The organism is Pseudoalteromonas sp. Ld19 (genome assembly GCF_045064135.1).
Lineage (GTDB): Bacteria > Pseudomonadota > Gammaproteobacteria > Enterobacterales > Alteromonadaceae > Pseudoalteromonas > Pseudoalteromonas aliena.
Genome location: NZ_JBISHA010000017.1, coordinates 69,822 through 88,262, shown reverse-complemented (window position 1 = coordinate 88,262; position 18,441 = coordinate 69,822). Strand labels below are relative to the sequence as shown.

Annotated in this window: 13 protein-coding genes; 1 reads left to right on the top strand and 12 read right to left on the bottom strand. The window is 39.2% G+C overall.

Features of this window, described 5'->3' with window-relative positions:
* Positions 1-21: 21 nt before the first annotated feature.
* The 9 genes from tldD to ACJJVZ_RS05365 all read right to left on the bottom strand — a co-directional run bounded on the left by tldD (position 22) and on the right by ACJJVZ_RS05365 (position 12,664).
* The gene (gene tldD, locus ACJJVZ_RS05405; RefSeq protein WP_138584335.1) at positions 22-1,461 is read right to left on the bottom strand and encodes a metalloprotease TldD; all 1,440 of its coding nucleotides are present in this window, start codon (positions 1,459-1,461) and stop codon (positions 22-24) included.
* Positions 1,458-2,297: a carbon-nitrogen hydrolase family protein gene (locus tag ACJJVZ_RS05400; RefSeq protein WP_405598752.1), complete on the bottom strand. Its 840-nt coding sequence runs from the start codon at positions 2,295-2,297 to the stop codon at positions 1,458-1,460. The genes tldD and ACJJVZ_RS05400 overlap by 4 nt, the downstream gene beginning before the upstream one ends.
* Complete coding sequence (locus tag ACJJVZ_RS05395) at positions 2,290-6,150, bottom strand: YhdP family protein (protein ID WP_405598750.1); 3,861 nt, start codon at positions 6,148-6,150, stop codon at positions 2,290-2,292. Before ACJJVZ_RS05395 ends, ACJJVZ_RS05400 begins: the two co-directional genes overlap by 8 nt.
* Positions 6,150-7,622, bottom strand: a complete 1,473-nt coding sequence (rng, locus tag ACJJVZ_RS05390; protein WP_077536165.1) for a ribonuclease G — start codon at positions 7,620-7,622, stop codon at positions 6,150-6,152. The genes ACJJVZ_RS05395 and rng overlap by 1 nt, the downstream gene beginning before the upstream one ends.
* A 1-nt stretch (position 7,623) precedes the next feature.
* Positions 7,624-8,193 carry a Maf family protein gene (locus tag ACJJVZ_RS05385; RefSeq protein ID WP_405598748.1) on the bottom strand — a complete coding sequence of 190 codons (570 nt, stop codon included), beginning with the start codon at positions 8,191-8,193 and terminating at the stop codon, positions 7,624-7,626.
* Positions 8,194-8,673: a rod shape-determining protein MreD gene (mreD, locus tag ACJJVZ_RS05380; protein ID WP_077536168.1), complete on the bottom strand. Its 480-nt coding sequence runs from the start codon at positions 8,671-8,673 to the stop codon at positions 8,194-8,196.
* Entirely contained in the window at positions 8,666-9,508 is an 843-nt protein-coding gene (gene mreC, locus ACJJVZ_RS05375; protein WP_171037454.1) for a rod shape-determining protein MreC, read from the bottom strand. The genes mreD and mreC overlap by 8 nt, the downstream gene beginning before the upstream one ends.
* Positions 9,508-10,551 (bottom strand): rod shape-determining protein, encoded by a 1,044-nt coding sequence (locus tag ACJJVZ_RS05370; RefSeq protein WP_002958401.1) that lies wholly within the window; start codon positions 10,549-10,551, stop codon positions 9,508-9,510. Before ACJJVZ_RS05370 ends, mreC begins: the two co-directional genes overlap by 1 nt.
* A gap of 94 nt (positions 10,552-10,645) precedes the next feature.
* Entirely contained in the window at positions 10,646-12,664 is a 2,019-nt protein-coding gene (locus ACJJVZ_RS05365; protein WP_405598742.1) for an SUMF1/EgtB/PvdO family nonheme iron enzyme, read from the bottom strand.
* A 525-nt stretch (positions 12,665-13,189) separates the two neighbouring features.
* Between ACJJVZ_RS05365 and ACJJVZ_RS05360 the strand changes: the two genes are divergently transcribed.
* A complete protein-coding gene (locus ACJJVZ_RS05360; RefSeq protein WP_405598739.1) occupies positions 13,190-14,101 on the top strand; it encodes a 1-aminocyclopropane-1-carboxylate deaminase/D-cysteine desulfhydrase in 912 nt (303 codons plus the stop codon).
* Positions 14,102-14,457: 356 nt separating this feature from the next.
* On the opposite strand, the gene ACJJVZ_RS05355 is transcribed toward ACJJVZ_RS05360, so the two are convergent.
* The 3 genes from ACJJVZ_RS05355 to ACJJVZ_RS05345 all read right to left on the bottom strand — a co-directional run bounded on the left by ACJJVZ_RS05355 (position 14,458) and on the right by ACJJVZ_RS05345 (position 18,379).
* Complete coding sequence (locus tag ACJJVZ_RS05355) at positions 14,458-16,047, bottom strand: EAL domain-containing protein (protein WP_405621610.1); 1,590 nt, start codon at positions 16,045-16,047, stop codon at positions 14,458-14,460.
* A 230-nt stretch (positions 16,048-16,277) separates the two neighbouring features.
* Entirely contained in the window at positions 16,278-16,991 is a 714-nt protein-coding gene (gene ssb, locus ACJJVZ_RS05350; protein WP_405598734.1) for a single-stranded DNA-binding protein, read from the bottom strand.
* 20 nt (positions 16,992-17,011) lie between these two features.
* Complete coding sequence (locus tag ACJJVZ_RS05345; RefSeq protein ID WP_405598731.1) at positions 17,012-18,379, bottom strand: MFS transporter; 1,368 nt, start codon at positions 18,377-18,379, stop codon at positions 17,012-17,014.
* Positions 18,380-18,441: the final 62 nt, after the last annotated feature.

Here is an 18,441-nt window from a genome sequence, read left to right as displayed (position 1 = left end):
GCTATATGATACTTACAAAAGTTAAGCTGTACCGCCAACGGTTAGATTATCAATTTTAAGACTTGGCTGACCAACGCCTACCGGTACGCTTTGACCATCTTTACCACAAACACCAACACCTTTATCAAGTGCTAAGTCGTTACCAACCATCGATATTTGCTGCATTACTTCTGGGCCATTACCAATAAGTGTTGCGCCTTTAATCGGCTGAGTAATTTTACCATTTTCGATTAAATACGCTTCTGATGCGCTAAATACAAACTTACCTGAGGTTATATCTACTTGCCCGCCGCCAAAGTTAGGCGCGAATACCCCTTTTTTAACGCTGCTGATAATATCGGCCTGGCTGTGCTCTCCACCTAACATGTAAGTATTGGTCATGCGAGGCATAGGTAAATGCGCGTAAGACTCGCGACGTGCGTTACCTGTAGGATTTACACCCATTAAACGCGCGTTTAGCTTATCTTGCATATAGCCTTTTAAAATACCTTTTTCGATCAGTACATTGTAAGCTGCAGGTGTGCCTTCGTCATCTACGTTAAGCGACCCTCGGCGATCAGCCATTGTACCATCATCAACCACTGTACATAGTTCAGACGCTACTTTTTGGCCAACTTTACCGCTAAATGCAGATGCACCTTTGCGGTTAAAGTCACCTTCAAGTCCATGCCCTACAGCTTCGTGTAAAAGCACGCCAGGCCAACCATTACCAAGTACAACTTCCATAGTACCAGCAGGGGCATCAATTGCTTCAAGGTTTACTTTTGCTTGGCGTACCGCTTCTTCGGCAAATTCCATCCACCGTGGTTTACCATCAACAAGTTCTTTAAAATAACCATAGTCTAAACGTGCACCACCGCCTGCGCCACCGCGCTCACGGCGACCCTCTTTTTCAAGCAGTACCGAGCAGTTTAAACGAATAAGCGGGCGAATATCGGTGGCAAACGTGCCATCACTTGCCGCGATTAATACTTCTTCGTATACCGCAGACATTGAACTAATTACTTGCTCTGCATCGGGTGCTAGTTCACGAATATAGTTTTCAAGTTCGCGTAATAAGTTGACCTTGTCGGTATCGCTCATACTAGAAATTGGCTGATGTGGTGCAAACTGCTCTTTGGCTTTAACATCGCTAAATACTTTAATCGCTCTATCTTCACCTGCATCTGCAATGCTACGCGCTGCTGTTGCAGCTTTATTTAGTGCTTCAAGATTTATTGCATCAGAGTAAGAAAAACCTGTTTTTTCGCCGCTTACAGCACGTACACCAACGCCGCGCTCAACGTTGTAAGAGCCTTCTTTAACTAAGCCGTCTTCAAGCACCCATGATTCGTGGTGGCTTGATTGAAAATATAAATCAGCGTAATCCACTTTATGCTGATGTATGTAAGCGAGCGTTTTTTCGAGCTCTTCTCTATTTAGCTGGCTGTCGTGTAGTAAATGCTGTTCAACCGAATTCATAATAAATGCTCTCTAAATCGTTGATGAGACTGCACGGGCATATCTCGTCTAATTTTTTGTAACTGGTCTAAATCTGCGTTGCAGCTTATAAAACCGGTGCCTGTTGGCAATTCACTCAGGATATTACCCCAAGGTGAAATAATAATACTGTGGCCATATGTTTGTCGGCCATTTTCATGTGTACCGTACTGAGCTGCTGCAACTACATAACATTGTGTTTCTATTGCGCGAGCTGCTAATAGCGGTTGCCAGTGTGCTTGCCCTGTGACGACTGTAAACGCACTGGGTACTAAAATAATATCGGCGCCTTGGCGTACCAGTTCGTTGAATAAGCCACTAAAGCGCAGATCATAACATACTGTTAAGCCTATTTTACCAAAGGGAGAATCAACTACCACCACATCGCTACCTGCTTGGGTAAAATCTGACTCTCGATAGCTACCTGTTTGATCATCAACGCTTACATCAAATAAATGTATTTTGTTATACGTTGCAACCAGCTCGCCTTGATTATTATATAAGTGCGATGCTGCATAATATTTATGTTCGTTAAATTGCTCAGGCATTGTGCCTGCATTTAACCAAATGTTATGGTGTTGGCACAATTCACTAAGTTGTAGTTTGTATCGCTCAACTTGCTTAGCAACAACGAGCGTATCGTGGCCACTTTTGCTAAAGACTAAAAAAGCCTCAGGTAAACAAACAAGCAATGGCCTGGTTGCTGGTAATGTTTTCAACACGCACTTTAAGCTTGCCATGTTTTCATCAGCATTTAGCGTTGAGCACATTTGCACTGCAACTATTGTAGCTGTTTTAAGGCTCTCGGTATTACTCATTAGCTGTTTTTACATCAGTATTTTTAAGCGTTAACTCTGTTGATGTTTGAGGCTGATTTTGCGCAGCTTGAGGTAGCGTAACTTCACGACTTTTTCTGTCGAGTTCTTGAACTATAGGATCGTTCATTTTACCCGTTACTTTAAAATTAATTTCTGAAATAACATTCGCTGAATGAATAACTTTATCAAGTGCTAGCGCCGCAAGCCCTGTTACTGGATTCACCATCCAAGCAACAATAACCGGAATACTCGACGTTACTTGTGGTGCGACAGCAAGATCGTAATTTATATCAAGGGTGTTTAAGTTTGCGTAGCCCTTAATGGTTAAATCGGCAGGTACACCGTCCATTTTAGTATCTTTGGTGTAAGCAATACCGTTTTCTAACTGCATAGTGCCTTGCATGCTGTTATAAAAAAAGCCTTTTGAAAAAACATCTCTAAAATCAAGTTTCAGTTTGCGCACTAATGAATCAAGGCTCAACAACGAAAATACGCGTGCACCACCATCACTAACTTCAGTTAAATGCCCTTCTCCTAAATCCCACTGTATTTCACCACTTAAACTTGCAACATCAAAGTCATAAGGAGCGCCTTGCCACCCTAAATTATAATTAATGGTTGTTTTAGAATCTTTAATCGCTGTAGTTATATCAAACTCATCAAACAAGGCACCTACATCATCACTTTTAAGCTCGCCATTAAGATTAGTTAAACCATTTTCCCATTGTCCTTTGGTTCGCAGTATATGGTCGCCTTTATCAACAACGAGTTCAGAAATAACAAGTCGCTTGCCATCACCTAATAGCGAGGCACTTACTTTATCTAATTGATAATGAGATATTTTACAGTCACTACATTCAAACTCTATTGCCGGCACTTTAGTTAACCAACTTAAATCTTCGTCGAGTTCTGCATCCTTGGTATCTAGCTCTTGTTGGATTCTCTGTGCAAAGTTAAGTCTTAAATAATCAGCATTAATACGTATTGGCTGACTCGGCTGAGAGGTAGGAATAAATACACCAGCACGTAACTCTTTTGCGTTTAATTTTAGAGACAAATCACTTTGCATAGGTGCCAACTGCATTTCAAAGTCATTAAATACAATACTACTTGCATTAAAAGTACCTATATTTGCAACAACCTTGTTTAACGGCGGCATAATGCCTGATGATTGGCTATCTGGATCGTCTTTTGCTGCATCAATTATTTGATCAATAAGATCAATCCACGGGACTAACTCTGTTTGCTCGAGATTAATATTAACGCTTAAATCTTTTGGGCTAAGCCCTAAATCTTGTTTACCCAGTACAAAATGAGCATTGCTAAATTGCGACTTATTATTTTCTAAAATAGCATTAAAGTAAAATTGCTGATTTGCATTTGCTGTAATAAGGTTTGAAATTTCATCGCCTTGCACAACAGCATCAAGTGCCCATATTTGTTCACTCGTTTTATTATAAGGTGCTGGTAAGTTGCTCGTTAAACCAAGTAGTTCTGAAGTTACCTGTGCACGATAATTAAAACCTTGCTCGGTAAAGTTAAGGACTAAACCAATATCAATATCACTTTGACCCTTAAGGTAATCTTTTAAAATACCTTGTCCGCGTGCTATTAAGGTATTGGCGTCAAGTTGCGCATTAATATCTATATTTACTTGGTAATTTTTAGCATCACTTTTACTGCTGTAGTTAATATTTAATGGCATACCAAGCCACGTAGCTGTAGCATTTTGAAGTGTGATATTGTCGTTTTTAAAACTAAGTTCACCACTTAGGTTTTTAAGATCAATACCTGGAGTCGCAATGAATACTGGCAGATTACTTAAGTCAACTTTGCCACTCACACTTGCACCATCTTCAAACTTAGAGCCAATTAATAACTCAATACTGGCTTGTGCCTCTCCTTTGCCTTGCACAACAGTAAAAATCTCAGCAAGAGGATTGGCAATAGGAGTGGCTGCAAAAAAATCATGCAACTTTTCCATTGGTGCTTTTTTATCTATTTGTACAATAACTTCGTCAGCATTCATCAAATCGGCAATGCTTACTTTTACGCTGCTGCCTATGTCTAAATTTACTAGTTTGCCCTGCTGACTATATATATCCATACGTTCATTAGCAAAATGCAGAGCAACATTTGCATCAGTAACAGTTGGCCAATCAGGATCAAATTCATAGGTTGCATTATCTATTTGTGCCAATACATTAAACTGACCTGAACCATCAGCAAATGGAAACCCCGATACCGGTCCGGCAAATAAAATCTGCGCTTTGGCTATTTCACCACCTTTAATTGCACCATTTAGATAGCTAACAAGTTCTGAGCTCATCGCTTTAAGCGGAAAATAATTACCTGCAATGCTCGCATCTGGTGCGAACGCTTCTGCATATAAATCTAAGCGGGGGGTTTTACCTAAGCTCAGTGCCATCTCGGCAACTAATGTCACTTCGTTGTTATCAAACCAAATATTATCACTGCTGATATGCCAGCTATCATTTTGCTTAGCTAAATCAAGCACAATATTAAGCTGGTTGTAAGCTATATCATTACTAAAGCTGTCCCCTGTAACCAATGTACCGTTTTCGCCAAACAATGAAATACGACCGCGGCTTTGGTTAACTAAACCGTTTACACGCAACCCTTGCACTGCTGGTATTGAATCCAATTCTTGCCAGCCAATCTCGTTCGCCTCGAACCATAACTGCCATTGCTGTGCATTATTAAAACTGACATAAGCTTGTTTTATTTGACCGCTAGGTTGTCGATTTAAAAATGGTTTAAGTGTATCAAAACGTGTAAGTTCCGCTAAATTAGCAAGCAACCCCAAATCAACTTGCTCTAACCATAGTTGCTTTTGAGTACCTAGTTGCGCTTCAAATTTTAAACTTGGCCACGTTGTTTTATTACTATTAAATGTTAAACCAGTGCTTTTTAAGTGCCAGCTGTTTTGCTCTGGATATAAATGAAAGCCGCCTTCACTCAAACTTACTTGCTGATTTTGCTCTGCACTTTTCCATCGAACAAAGCTAGGTAACCATTGCATTTTTATATCACTTACAAGCCCTTTTTCAAGCTTAAGCCACGCCTGTAAATTTATATCGCTACTTAATTGCTGCTTTTCAGTGTTAATGTATTGCGATAACAAATTAGACACATCAACTTTATTTGCTTGCACATATATATCACCCGCCACTTGCTCAATTGTTTCACCAGTAAGTGCAATGTGTGCATCAAAATTACCCACTGAAATCCCGGGTAAAGCTAAGGTGCCACTGCCTAAATGCTGGTTTTCTTCGTTTTGCCAAGTGATATTTTTGAGCAACAATTTCCGCTCTGTGCCATCTTCTAGCACAAAGTTAATGCTCGAGTTTTCTACTGCAAAATGGCCTGTTTCACCTAAAAAAAGCTCTTCTATTAATTCTTTTTGTTCAAACGAAACCTCTTCAGTCTCGTTACTATTAAATAAATTAGCCATATTGACGCTGGTATGAAAACCATTAATAACAAAATAGTTAGATTTAAATTGCAGCGTTTTTAAGCTTTCCCACAAGTTAAGCTCTAAGCTTGTTTTGGCTATGGTGAGTGATATAGGCGCAGTTTCGTTATCTTTAAACGATAAGTTTTCAAGCACTAGAGCAGGCCCACTGCCCTGCCAACTCGCCGAAATTGCGCCAATTGACAGGCTTATTGCAAACTTATCATATAGGTAGGTTTCAATATTGCTTTTGTAATCGTTTGCATAGGGTAGTGTATACTTTAAAATAGAGACAATAACGGCCAGTAACACTAAAGTGATGGCACAAGTTTGCCATAACTTTCTAAAACAAAAAAAACAGGCCGCTTTTACCTTCATTACATCATCACCACATCAAACTGTTCTTGGCTGTACAAACTTTCGGTTTGAATATGTACTTGCTTACCTATAAACAGTTCAAGTTCCGCAAGGTTATGATATTCATCATTGAGTAAAGCTTCGCTTACAGCAGGTGCGGCATAAACCATAAATTTATCTGCCGCATAAGCTCGGTTAACGCGGACTATTTCGCGTAATATTTCGTAGCAAACTGTTTCAACCGTTTTTTGCGAACCGCGACCTGAACAGGCAGGGCATACATCACATAAAATATGCTCTAAACTTTCACGGGTACGCTTACGAGTCATCTCTACCAAGCCAAGTGCTGAGAGTCCGTTAATGTTCGTTTTGGTTCGATCTTGTGATAAAGCAGCTTCAAGTGAATGAAGCACTCGACGTTTGTGATCCTCGCTTACCATGTCAATAAAGTCGATAATAATAATACCGCCTAAATTACGTAACCTAAGTTGGCGAGCTATGGCTGAAGTAGCTTCAACATTGGTATTAAAAATGGTTTCTTCTAAATTTCTATGACCCACAAACGCGCCAGTATTTACATCAACCGTAGTCATCGCTTCGGTTTGATCAATAATGATATAGCCACCCGACTTTAACGTAACTTTGCGATGTAGCGCTTTTTGGATTTCATTTTCAACATCAAATAAATCAAAAATTGGCCGTTCACCTGGGTAATACTCCAAGACTTGCGACAATTGTGGTACAAATTCTTCGGTAAATAGTTTTAATTCTTGATAAGTGAGTTTTGAATCAACACGAATACGCTCCATGTCTTCACCGACATAATCTCGTAGCGTTCTAAAAGTAAGCGTCAGATCTTCATGTAATATACTGGCTTTGCTCGTTTTTTTACGACGGGATGTTATTCTCTCCCAGAGCTTTCTTAAAAAGCCGGCATCGTGCCGTAATTCAGCTTCACTAGCACCTTCTGCAGCAGTGCGAACAATAAAACTGCCATTTTCGTCACCATATTCAGCAACAATTTTTTTAAGGCGCGAACGCTCTTCTTCGGTTTCTATGCGCTGACTAACACCAACATGAGTCGCATCAGGCATAAAAACTAAGTATCGAGAAGGTATCGTTATATCAGTAGTAAGCCTAGCACCTTTAGTACCCAGAGGATCTTTTACCACCTGCACCATTATGAATTGGCCTTGGCGAACTAACTCTCTAATATCTTGTACTTTTTTTATTGGTACGTCGTCGACCCCTTCAACAATAGATGCACTGTTGACAATATCTGATGCATGTAAAAATGCCGCTTTTTCAAGACCGATATCAACAAAGGCCGCTTGCATACCAGGCAAAACACGGCTGATTTTTCCTAAATAAATGTTACCTACAATACCTAGGTTACCTATTCGTTCTAATTGAATTTCTTGTAATACGCCGTTTTCTATTAGGGCAACACGGCTTTCGCTTGGCGTGACATTGATCAGTAATTCTGTACTCATGTTACCTTCTTAAGAATGCTTGTAATAATTGTTCGGTCTCATATAAAGGTAAGCCTACTACACAAAAATAGCTACCCGAAATATGGGTAACAAAGCGACCGCCTAAACCCTGTATACCATAACCACCGGCTTTGTCTTGTGGCTCGCCACTTAGCCAATAAGCTTTTATTTCTTCATCGGTGAGGTCTTTAAAAGTAACGTCTGTTGTTACAACACAACTCAATATTTTTTCTTGTGTAGCAAAAGCAACTGCCGTTAACACTTGATGTGTTTTACCCGACAAGCGCTTTAACGTTTGTGTAAAGTCAGCTTCGTCCCGAGGCTTACATAAAGACTCGTTATCAATCACAACAACCGTATCACTGCCTAGCACTGGACGGTCAATATAGCCAAGCTCAACACCTGTTTTTGCTTTTAAACGCGCTAAGCGCTCTACATACTTCTGTGGTTGCTCATTAGGCAACTGGCTTTCGTCTGCGTCAACACTAAACTGCGAAAACTCAATACCTAGCTGAGCTAGTAATTCTTTACGACGGGGAGAGGCTGATGCCAAATATACTGCGGTAGTCATTTACCTAATCCTAAAATGTCTGCGATATTTACGAAGCAATAAAAAGACCCAAAACCAACTTAACATGCCGGTTAAAACTGGCCATAAATATTGTGGATTAAAGTAAACACCCAGTAAAAAGTGATTTAACCAAAACTGCATTAGATGATAAAGCGTTAAAAATAAACCAATTAATAAGCTTTGTTGCCACAAAGAAAAATTGCGGATTTTTTGAAAATTACTAGCCGTTACAAAAATACAGATTGAATAGGTTAACGAGTTAACGCCAAGCGGCGAGCCAGATGCTAAGTCAATTAATAGACCAACCACCCATGCCGTACCAATATTTAAACGATGTGGCGCTGCAAGAGACCAGTACATTAATACCAGTAATACCCAATCAGGGCGAAATGGTTCGAACGAAAATGGCAACGGCATGAGCGCCATTATCAAAGCAAAAAATATGCTTAGTGCAATTAATAATGAATAACGGCTAATCATTATTTAAGCGCTCCTGTTCGTTTCGCCACAAAATAACTAATAAACGGACACGATCTAATTGTGCAATTGGCTCGGCATAAACTTGTGCAAACGGACGCCCTTCATCACGATTAATTTCGGTGATTACTGCAACAGGATAACCTTCGGGAAACGTTGCACCTAGGCCTGAAGTTACTAATATATCGCCAATACGTACGTCTAAACTATGTGGTACATGCGACAGCTTAACCACGTTAATTTTTCCGATCCCTTCGACCACGGTACGCACGTCATTACGTAAAATACGCACTGGTGTAGCATGAGTCGTATCTGTCATTAACAATACACGTGATGTGGTTGAGCCCACTTTTGTTAGCTGGCCTACAACGCCCATTTCATCAATGACAGCTTGACCTTCACTGAGTCCATCTGTTGTGCCACGATTTATAACGACTTGATGACTATATGGGTTTGAATGGACAGAAAGTACTTGGGCAATTATTTTTCGGTTAGATTGCTTTGCTGATGAGCCTAATAATGCACGTAATTTTTGATTTTCTCTGGCTAGGTACTGATACTGCTGAAGCTGCTCACTTTGTAACATTTGCTTTTTCTTCAGTGCTTCATTTTCAGTAAGCAGTTGATCGCGCGTATGTAAACTTTTAGCGCTTAGACTAAATAATTCATAAGGTAAGTTAGCAACATAGATTAATGGGCTTACAAGCGTATTTAGGCTGGTACGAATAATCGTACTGCCTTGTGTATACCTATCACCTGCTATGAGTACGATACTCAAAAACACTGCGACAAAAAGTCGCAGTTGTAAAGACGCGGTTCTTTCAAACATTGATTTCATTAATCGTAACTAAAAACGTCACCACCATGAACATCAATCATTTCAAGTGCTTTACCACCACCACGTGCTACACACGTTAGAGGATCATCAGCAACTACAACCGGAATACCTGTTTCTTCCATTAATAAACGGTCTAAATCTTTTAGTAATGCACCACCGCCAGTTAAAACCATGCCGTGTGCAGAAATATCTGATGCGAGCTCTGGCGGAGATTGCTCAAGAGCTACCATAACAGCACTTACAATACCCATTAATGGCTCTTGTAATGCTTCTAATATTTCGTGTGAGTTAAGTGTAAATGAACGCGGCACACCTTCAGCAAGGTTACGACCGCGTACTTCAATTTCAATTGGCTCATCTGTTTTAAACGCAGAACCGATTTGGTGTTTAATATTTTCTGCTGTCGCTTCACCAATTAAGCTGCCAAAGTTACGGCGTACATAATTAATAATTGCTTCATCAAATTTGTCTCCACCAATGCGAACAGATGATGAGTAAACAACACCATTGAGTGAAATAATAGCCACTTCAGTTGTACCACCGCCAATATCAACAACCATAGAACCGGTTGCTTCTGATACTGGTAGGCCTGCGCCAATAGCTGCTGCCATTGGCTCTTCAATTAAGTAAACTTCGCGTGCACCCGCGCCCATTGCAGATTCACGTATTGCGCGTTTTTCAACTTGAGTAGCGCCACACGGTACACAAATTAATACACGTGGGCTAGGTCGCATAAAGTTATTATTATGCACTTGCTTAATGAAGTGCTGTAACATTTTTTCTGTTACATAAAAGTCAGCAATAACACCGTCTTTCATCGGGCGAATGGCTTTAATATTACCAGGCGTTCGGCCTAACATTTGCTTTGCTTCTGTGCCTACAGATGCAACACTTTTAGGCCCACCAGCACGCTCTTGGCGAATCGCAACTACTGAAGGTTCGTTTAGTACAATACCTTCTTCTTTAACGTAAATCAGGGTATTGGCTGTACCCAAGTCGATCGATAGATCGTTAGAAAAAATACCACGGAGTTTTTTAAACATGAGGCTGGATGACCTTTGAAATATTTTGTATTAACGGCACTCTAATTTTTAGGTTTTAAAATTCAAACTAAAAATAGAGGCTTCCTTTTATAAATTATCGTTCTCGCATTAAGCGAAAACCAATGTAATTTGCTCTAAAATCAGGGGTCAAAATTAAGCGCGTTGACGCTCGAGCAAGACTTGGAGCAAAATTCCACGCCCCACCTCTAACTGCAACATCAGATTCTCCTGACTCTTTGTCAGTCCATTCCCACACATTACCAACTGTATCGTATAAACCAAACGCATTGGGAGAAAAAGAGCCCACAGGTGCTGCACGCTTATTTGACCATTCACTACCACACCAACCACAGTTAGCTAAGTTTTTATCTATGTCGTTACCCCAAGGGTACTCAGTGTCAGTACCTGATCGTGCGGCATATTCCCACTCAACCTCATTCGGTAAGCGAAATTGTTGCCCTGTTTGACCCGACAGCCATTCTGCGTAGGCTTTTGCATCGTTATACGTTAAACATACAACTGGAAAATCATTACCTTGATCAAAACCTGGGTTACGCCAATTTAAATTAGTTTCCCATACCGGCTCACCATTTAAATAGTACGCACACCCCTTGCCCTGCTCTGCTTGCGTTTTATAGCCGCTGTTTAAAACAAACTTCTCATAAGCGCCAACGGTTACTTCTTTACTTTGCATTGCAAAAGAATTTGCAATCGTTTTTTCAACAACAGGGCGTTCGTTTGCTAAGCCACTGCCGTTAATATCGCCCATTTTAAACTTTCCCGCAGGAATAATGACAACAGGCTCATCAACGATTGTATTTAATATTTTTACATTTTCATTTACTTGACTAGTAATGACTTCTGGTTGCTCACGAGTATATGTCGGTGCAGCAATCGACTTAGACTTTTTTACTAAATTAGCATGAATAGTTTGTGCTTTATTCAAGTCAATTCTAACTTGGTAAGGTTTATAACCTAGTTTACGCACTTCTACATTGTGAATACCGCTTGGTAAACGAGTCACTAAGCGCGTTGATCCAAAGCTAACGCCATCAATAAACACTTCATCATCGTATACGTTTGAACGCAGTGTTAATTCAATTGACTGGTTTTCATCTTGCCTAGCACTAATATTGTTATTTGTTGTTGGCGACTTTATAGCGTAATCAGATGATGAGGCTGCACTATTATCAGCGTCATTACTGAATGTTAACTGACTATCTGAATAAGTGTTGCTGCGGTAGCTTGGCTGATATGTTGTCGCCATCGGAGTACCGTATTCAGAACAATAGCGATTATCTATACTTAGTAAATTACATAAACGGCTGCTGTTAACTTCGCCGCGCATCGTGACACTTAAATTAACGTTATAATTGCCTTGTCCACTAAAAGCACTACTTACTACATGGCTACTTAAAATTTGCACCTGAGCGCCCGCCATATTTCGCTTTGGCTCAACTAAACGCTCTTCGGTTAAATTAACAAATATTTGATCGACAAACCGCTTAGTTGCTTTTTGTAATCCCATTTGCTGGCCACGCTGCTCACACGCTGCAAGCGTTTCTGTACGCTTACAATTTATAGTGTGATCTACTTCTAATGTACCCTCACGCGTAAACTCATTACGTAATCGTTCAACACGCGCAGTGGTTAATTGCTCTTTTAAACTCTCTAATGTGTTTAAAAGTGTATGCTTGGCAACACGAATTTGTTCAATATCTTTACGGTGGGATGCAATTGCCGCCAACTGCATAGAAATATCGTTCTTATTTTGCTTATGATCGACCACCGCTTTTTGATAGCGCGATTGAGCCACACTAATATCAAGTGTCGGGTCGTCGATTAATCGGCGATACATTTCATTCATCGCATCAAGAGCTTGGTTTTTTTCTTTATCTAACTCTGTAGAGCGTGAACGAAGTAATTCAAGTTGACTTTGTAACTGATTTTCTTCTTTTAAGTGTTTATCAAGTATTCTTGTCGAGCTATCGTATTCAGTTTGTTTAATACTAATCTCAGACTCAATTCCAGTCACAGTGGCTGTATCTTGTGCAAATGCACTACTAGCTAATAAGCTAGCTGAAATTAGCAGAGATAAAGAAGCAATTCGCATATATTCTAGTCCCAAAAAGCGGCAATTATTTGGTCGTTATTTTTTTTATAATTAAAGTCTTATGCTATGTACTTGCGGCGCAAAACACAAGCTTTGTTCAATTATTATCTTAGTTTACAACTATTCCCGTGCTCCACGCCAGTAAATAACCCGATCATTTCTCCTAAAGCAGACAAATCGTAAAATAGTGCTGGGATCGAGTTCGAGTTTGTAACTTATTAACCCAAGTAAAATTGCGTAACAAGGGGTAATTATCTTTAAAAAGAATCTTTAGTAATGTTTATTCTTTACAATTTTGCACTCGATTGAATAGGCATGACAAAAGCTTCATTTGTGCAAGTAGCGATAGCAACTGTATACTTAATCTGAACTCTGGATATTAAATCTATCTCAAACTGTTATTTTCAGCGCAAACTGCGTTGAAAATCTCTGACTAGAGAAAATAAATTTAAATATCATTATGGTTCAATATGCTAGAAGTTTAGGTTACTTATTCTTGTTCAAAAACATGCCCAGATAAAAAATATGAATTTTCCGCAGTTAAAAATAAATGAAAATAATGCTATTCAACAAATAAATACGACGTTTCTAAAAGAGAGGGATATTTATTTAGGTATAAAACGTGACGATTTACTTCACCCACAAATAAGTGGCAATAAGTGGCGTAAGTTAAAATATAACTTAGCCCGTATGCAAGAGCTAAGCAAAACAGAATTACTTACTTTTGGAGGTGCTTTTTCAAATCATCTTCATGCTTGTGCTGCTGCAGGAAAAGAATTTAATTTAGTCACCCATGTTATTGTTAGAGGTCCTGAACTCGATAACAATAACCCCACAATTCAATTTGCACAGCAATCCGGGATGAATTTACACGTAGTTAATAGACTTGAATATCGGCAACGTAATAACCCTGAGTACCTTAAAGAAATTCAAGCTCGCTTCCCAAATGCATACATCATTCCTGAAGGAGGAACAAATGAGTTTGCCATACAAGGTTGCATTGAGTTAGCGCAAAGCTTGCCTCAACATGACTATTTAGTTTGCCCTACGGGAAGTGGCGGAACACTCGCAGGACTCATTGAAGGCAGTGAATTAACAACTCAAGTTATTGGTATAGCTGTGCTTAAGCAGGCTGAATACTTGAAAAGTGAAATATGTAAACTAAGCAATAAAGCTAAGACTCAAACTAATTGGCAATTAGTGACTGATTTTCATGGTGGAGGTTATGGTAAGTTTACCCCTGAACTCTGGCAATTCTGTCAATATATGAATAACACTCACAACTTACCTTTAGAGCCAATTTACAGTGGAAAAATGATGCATGCCTTGTGGCAGCTTATTGAGCAGGATTACTTCCCGACTGGCAGTAAAATAATTGCAATACACACCGGTGGATTGCAAGGATTGAACGGCCTAAAATACCGAGGGCTGATTTAGCCTGAACGCTGGATAATAAATCTCTCTCGAGCAGCTACTTTCAGCGCTAACTGCGTTGAATTTACTTGCAATAGGCCCCTAGTGACGCATAAATTCGCCTTGTTTTCACTGAAATTCTTTGGTTATACCAATCTACTTATATATGGGGTCTATTTAACGTTAAGAAAATTACGCTAGAACTAGGCAAAAATTTTTGTATCTAGTTGTTCTAAATAAAAAATTTTTAACGACGTTAGAGTGCAATTTAATTCGTTAAATTGATCAAAGATTTATGCAGATTGGTATTAGAGAAAATAAATTTAAATATCACCATGATTCAATACGTTAGTAAATATCTTAACCAGAGCTCAGGTTATTTAATGAAATACGGCTTCAGTCAATTCTTGTAAAGGCCTAGAAAAATAAAAGCCTTGTGCTGCGGCCACACCAAGCTTAGTCAGTGTAAGTAATTCTTTTTGAGTTTCTACACCGACGGCATATACAGGTAAATTTAATAATTTCCCTGCATTTATTATTCTTTTTATTTGTTTTTGGTGCTGAGTTTTCTCATTAATTAGGTGGACTAATTGATACGAGAGCTTTAATCCACAGACTTCTTTGTAATTAATAAGCATCGGGATATTTTTACTGCTATTAACATTATCAAGGATAATATGAGCGCTATCTTTTTTAATGACTCTAAATGAATTAATCACTGCCGCTTTATGAGCAAAGAAATAGTCATCACTTATTTCAAATTGTAACTTACTACTTAACTTTAAATCATCAACACATACAGATAACCAACCCCAAAACTGAGTACTGAGCCAATTTTCAGGGTGTAAATTAATACTAACCGTCAAGGGTGAGTTTTCTGTAACTACTAATTTCAAAATTTTTGTCAAAATGCTTTTATCTATCATTAATGCGTCTTTAGCCGTTTTAACCTGCGTTATATATGGCTTAGCATCGAGTAAGCCATGCGTATTATGCCTAACTTTAATAATTGCCTCATGCTGAAGAATGTCACCATCAGTAAGATCAAACAAAGGTTGGAAAGAAAATACAAACTTATTTGTTTTAATATTTTTAATGATTTGTTTGCTTGTTATGCCTTTTTCTTGGTTATCGCTTAAGGATAATCGATGGCAATGCTGCAATAGGCTAAACTGGGAAAGCGTAAGCGCCGATTTCGCTAACTGATAAACATTTGTTTGATCATCCCCAAAACAATAATCACATGCGCCTACTTTAATGTTTTTTCTTACAATCGTTTTTTGATGTTGTTGGCATAATAAAAAAATACGTTGATGTAAACGATCTATATACCGATCTAACTCTATAATGGGCACATTGAATAATGTTATAGCAAAGCTTCCATTATCCAATAGTTTGAAAGATGACTCCCGCAACTCAGGAAAGCTTTTAATGATTAAAATTTTAAAACTAGCTTCTTGATCAGTATGTTTATCAAATCTGCAATCACATTTTATAAGTACATATAAACTGTGACATGTTACAACCTCCTTATCTAAAGTTTTCAACTCTCTGCTTTTTAATGGTTTTATTAAACTTTTTATTTTTTTTGCATCAGCCTTACCTGGTTTAGCTATTAGATATTGAAGTGAATTTAACTGTGACGGCTTTAAAGTATCTCGCCATTTATAAAACCAACGAGCAGTCCCTAAAATAATAAGGTTTAGCAATATAAATAGATAACTTTCAACAATCCAACTCGGGTAATGGTATAAGCTTATATTGAGAGTTTTATAGGAAAAAACATCACGCTCTGGCTGTATTAAGCTAGTAGAAGATGGGTCGAGTTTGAGCATAAAACCGCGACTTTGAGCGAGTGCTGTAACGATCTGGGAATCAATAGTGGGGTCTATTTGTAGTTCGTAAATTTGCTTAACAAACTGCTGCCCTAAGCGGTGAGCCTTATCATGCAATGCATTATTTAAGGTCAAGTTTAGCGCAATGAGTGACAGTACAAGAAAGAGTAAATAAATCGCCTTGAATTGATTTAAGAACCACAGCCTTACCTGTTGCATAGCTTGCTCACTCGTGAATGTAATAGTTGAAGTGTTGTTCAAAATTTCTATTAACACAAGGCAGCACAGTAAGTTTAAATTTTCAAAAAAACAAAAAAGCCGCTATTAAGCGGCTTTAAAATACTTTTTCAACATTTTGTCTTAGGTCAGAATGGGATATCGTCGTCAAAATCAATGGTTGGTTCCATTGGGTTTGATGCACCACCTTGTGGGGCATTTTGTGGTTTAGGAGCGAAACCACCTTGTTGCTGCGGTGCACTATTTTGTTGTGGTGCAAAGCCGCCTTGCGGTTGTTGGTATTGATTATTTTGTTGTGGTGCTGGCGCTGACTGAGGTTGCGCTGCTGGTGCTGTTTGCTGTTGTGGAGCATAACCACCTTGTTGCTGGTTATTTTGGCCTTGATTATTTTGACCGTAACCACCGCTTTGTTGACCACCTTGCGCTTGATTACCTTGGTAACCACCACCTTGTGATTGATTACCTTGGTAACCACCACTTTGCTGATCGCCACCACGTGCGCCTAACATTTGCATTTGACCAGTAAAGCCATCTACAACTATTTCTGTAGTGTATTTTTCTTGGCCTTGTTGATCGGTCCACTTACGAGTTTGAAGTTTACCTTCAACATAAATTTGTGAACCTTTACGACAATATTCACCAACAATTTCAGCTAACTTGCCAAAAAATACAACACGGTGCCACTCAGTTTTATCAACCATTTGGCCAGTGTTTTTATCTTTATAGCTATCTGAAGTTGCTAAGGTAATATTTGCTACACCGTTGCCGTTAGGCATATAACGAACTTCAGGATCTTGCCCTAAATTACCAACCAAAATTACTTTGTTCACACCGCGTGCCATGGAACCATCTCCTATAAATGTTAGATTAAACCAGCGACTTTACGTGCTTGGTCTAGGTCAAATTCTTTATCATTAATCTTTAAATAGCTGCGACTTTCATCGCGAACCACAGTTGCTTCTATTACGCCTGGTAAAGCAACTAACTGAGAAGCAAGTGTTTGAGCATGCTCTTCAGAATCTAATTTGGTCATTAAACTAATAACTTTACTTTTGGGTGGGACTTGCATTTTCCACGCAATAATAAGCCATATTAACCCAACAAGTGCCGCTGCCGCAAACACAGCTTGCGTCGTTGTAGTTTGTGCTACATAGCCGCCTAACATACCACCTAAGAAGGCGCCTAAAAACTGACTAGATGAGTAGCCCCCCATTGCTGAACCTTTTTGGCTTGCAGGTGCAATACGCGATACAAGTGCAGGCATTGTGGCTTCTAAAAAGTTAAATGCTACAAAATAAAGTAGCATACATACAGCAATACCTACTACGCTATTTACCCACACCGACATTGCTAACATACTTATAGTTAACAAGGCTACTGAGCCAATAAATGCTTGTTTTTCTTTCTCTTTTTTAATAGCCACTATCATTATTGGGACCATTAATAAAAAAGCTAAAAACAACACTGGAATATATAAATACCAGTGATGATCGGCAACCAAGCCATCTTTAATGAGTTGACTCGGCAATACCACAAAGATTGTGGTTAGGGTTAAATGCAATAGCAGCACACCTGCATTTAATCGCGCTAACTGAGGGTGTTTAATTAGTTTTTTAATATCACTAAAGCTTGCTAACGTATCGCCTTTGGGGGCTTTATTTACCGCATTTGGCACTAGCATAGTAACAATAAATATACCAAAAACAGCTAAAATAGCAGTCAGCCAAAATACGCCGGCAATGCCCCACGAAGCTGCAACAATTGGCCCCAATAACATAGCAAACGCAAAGCTCATTCCTATGCTCATACCAATGACAGCCATTACTTTTGGTCGTTGCTCATCGCGGCTTAAATCTGAAGCAAACGCGAGTAGCGCACTGGCTATTGCGCCCATACCTTGTAAAGCGCGGCCTATCGTAACCATTTGAATAGAATCTGCTAATGCAGCCACTACCGATCCAATAGCAAATACAATTAAGCCACCTACAATAACCTTTTTACGACCAATTTTATCGGATAATCGGCCCATAGGTATTTGTAATACGGCTTGCGTTAAACCATACGCACCTATAGCAAAACCAATCCAAATAGGCGAAAAACCTTCAAGCGATTGTCCATAAATAGCCAATACAGGCATCAGCATAAACAAGCCGAGCATTCTAAATGCAAACACACTCGCTAATGATACAGCGGCGCGTTTTTCTCGTGAATTAAGTGAAGATGCGGTCATTATTTACGTGATCTTACTCTATGAAAAATTGAGGTGGGGATTCTACCATAAGCTTGGCAATA

What these genes read in the sequence shown, in the direction of transcription:
- tldD (WP_138584335.1), bottom strand. Translation starts at nt 1,461, where the DNA reads ATGAATTCGGTTGAACAGCATTTACTACACGACAGCCAGCTAAATAGA.
- ACJJVZ_RS05345 (WP_405598731.1), bottom strand. Translation starts at nt 18,379, where the DNA reads ATGACCGCATCTTCACTTAATTCACGAGAAAAACGCGCCGCTGTATCA.
- mreC (WP_171037454.1), bottom strand. Translation starts at nt 9,508, where the DNA reads ATGAAATCAATGTTTGAAAGAACCGCGTCTTTACAACTGCGACTTTTT.
- rng (WP_077536165.1), bottom strand. Translation starts at nt 7,622, where the DNA reads ATGAGTACAGAATTACTGATCAATGTCACGCCAAGCGAAAGCCGTGTT.
- ACJJVZ_RS05365 (WP_405598742.1), bottom strand. Translation starts at nt 12,664, where the DNA reads ATGCGAATTGCTTCTTTATCTCTGCTAATTTCAGCTAGCTTATTAGCT.
- mreD (WP_077536168.1), bottom strand. Translation starts at nt 8,673, where the DNA reads ATGATTAGCCGTTATTCATTATTAATTGCACTAAGCATATTTTTTGCT.
- ACJJVZ_RS05370 (WP_002958401.1), bottom strand. Translation starts at nt 10,551, where the DNA reads ATGTTTAAAAAACTCCGTGGTATTTTTTCTAACGATCTATCGATCGAC.
- ACJJVZ_RS05400 (WP_405598752.1), bottom strand. Translation starts at nt 2,297, where the DNA reads ATGAGTAATACCGAGAGCCTTAAAACAGCTACAATAGTTGCAGTGCAA.
- ACJJVZ_RS05360 (WP_405598739.1), top strand. Translation starts at nt 13,190, where the DNA reads ATGAATTTTCCGCAGTTAAAAATAAATGAAAATAATGCTATTCAACAA.
- ACJJVZ_RS05395 (WP_405598750.1), bottom strand. Translation starts at nt 6,150, where the DNA reads ATGAAGGTAAAAGCGGCCTGTTTTTTTTGTTTTAGAAAGTTATGGCAA.
- ssb (WP_405598734.1), bottom strand. Translation starts at nt 16,991, where the DNA reads ATGGCACGCGGTGTGAACAAAGTAATTTTGGTTGGTAATTTAGGGCAA.
- ACJJVZ_RS05385 (WP_405598748.1), bottom strand. Translation starts at nt 8,193, where the DNA reads ATGACTACCGCAGTATATTTGGCATCAGCCTCTCCCCGTCGTAAAGAA.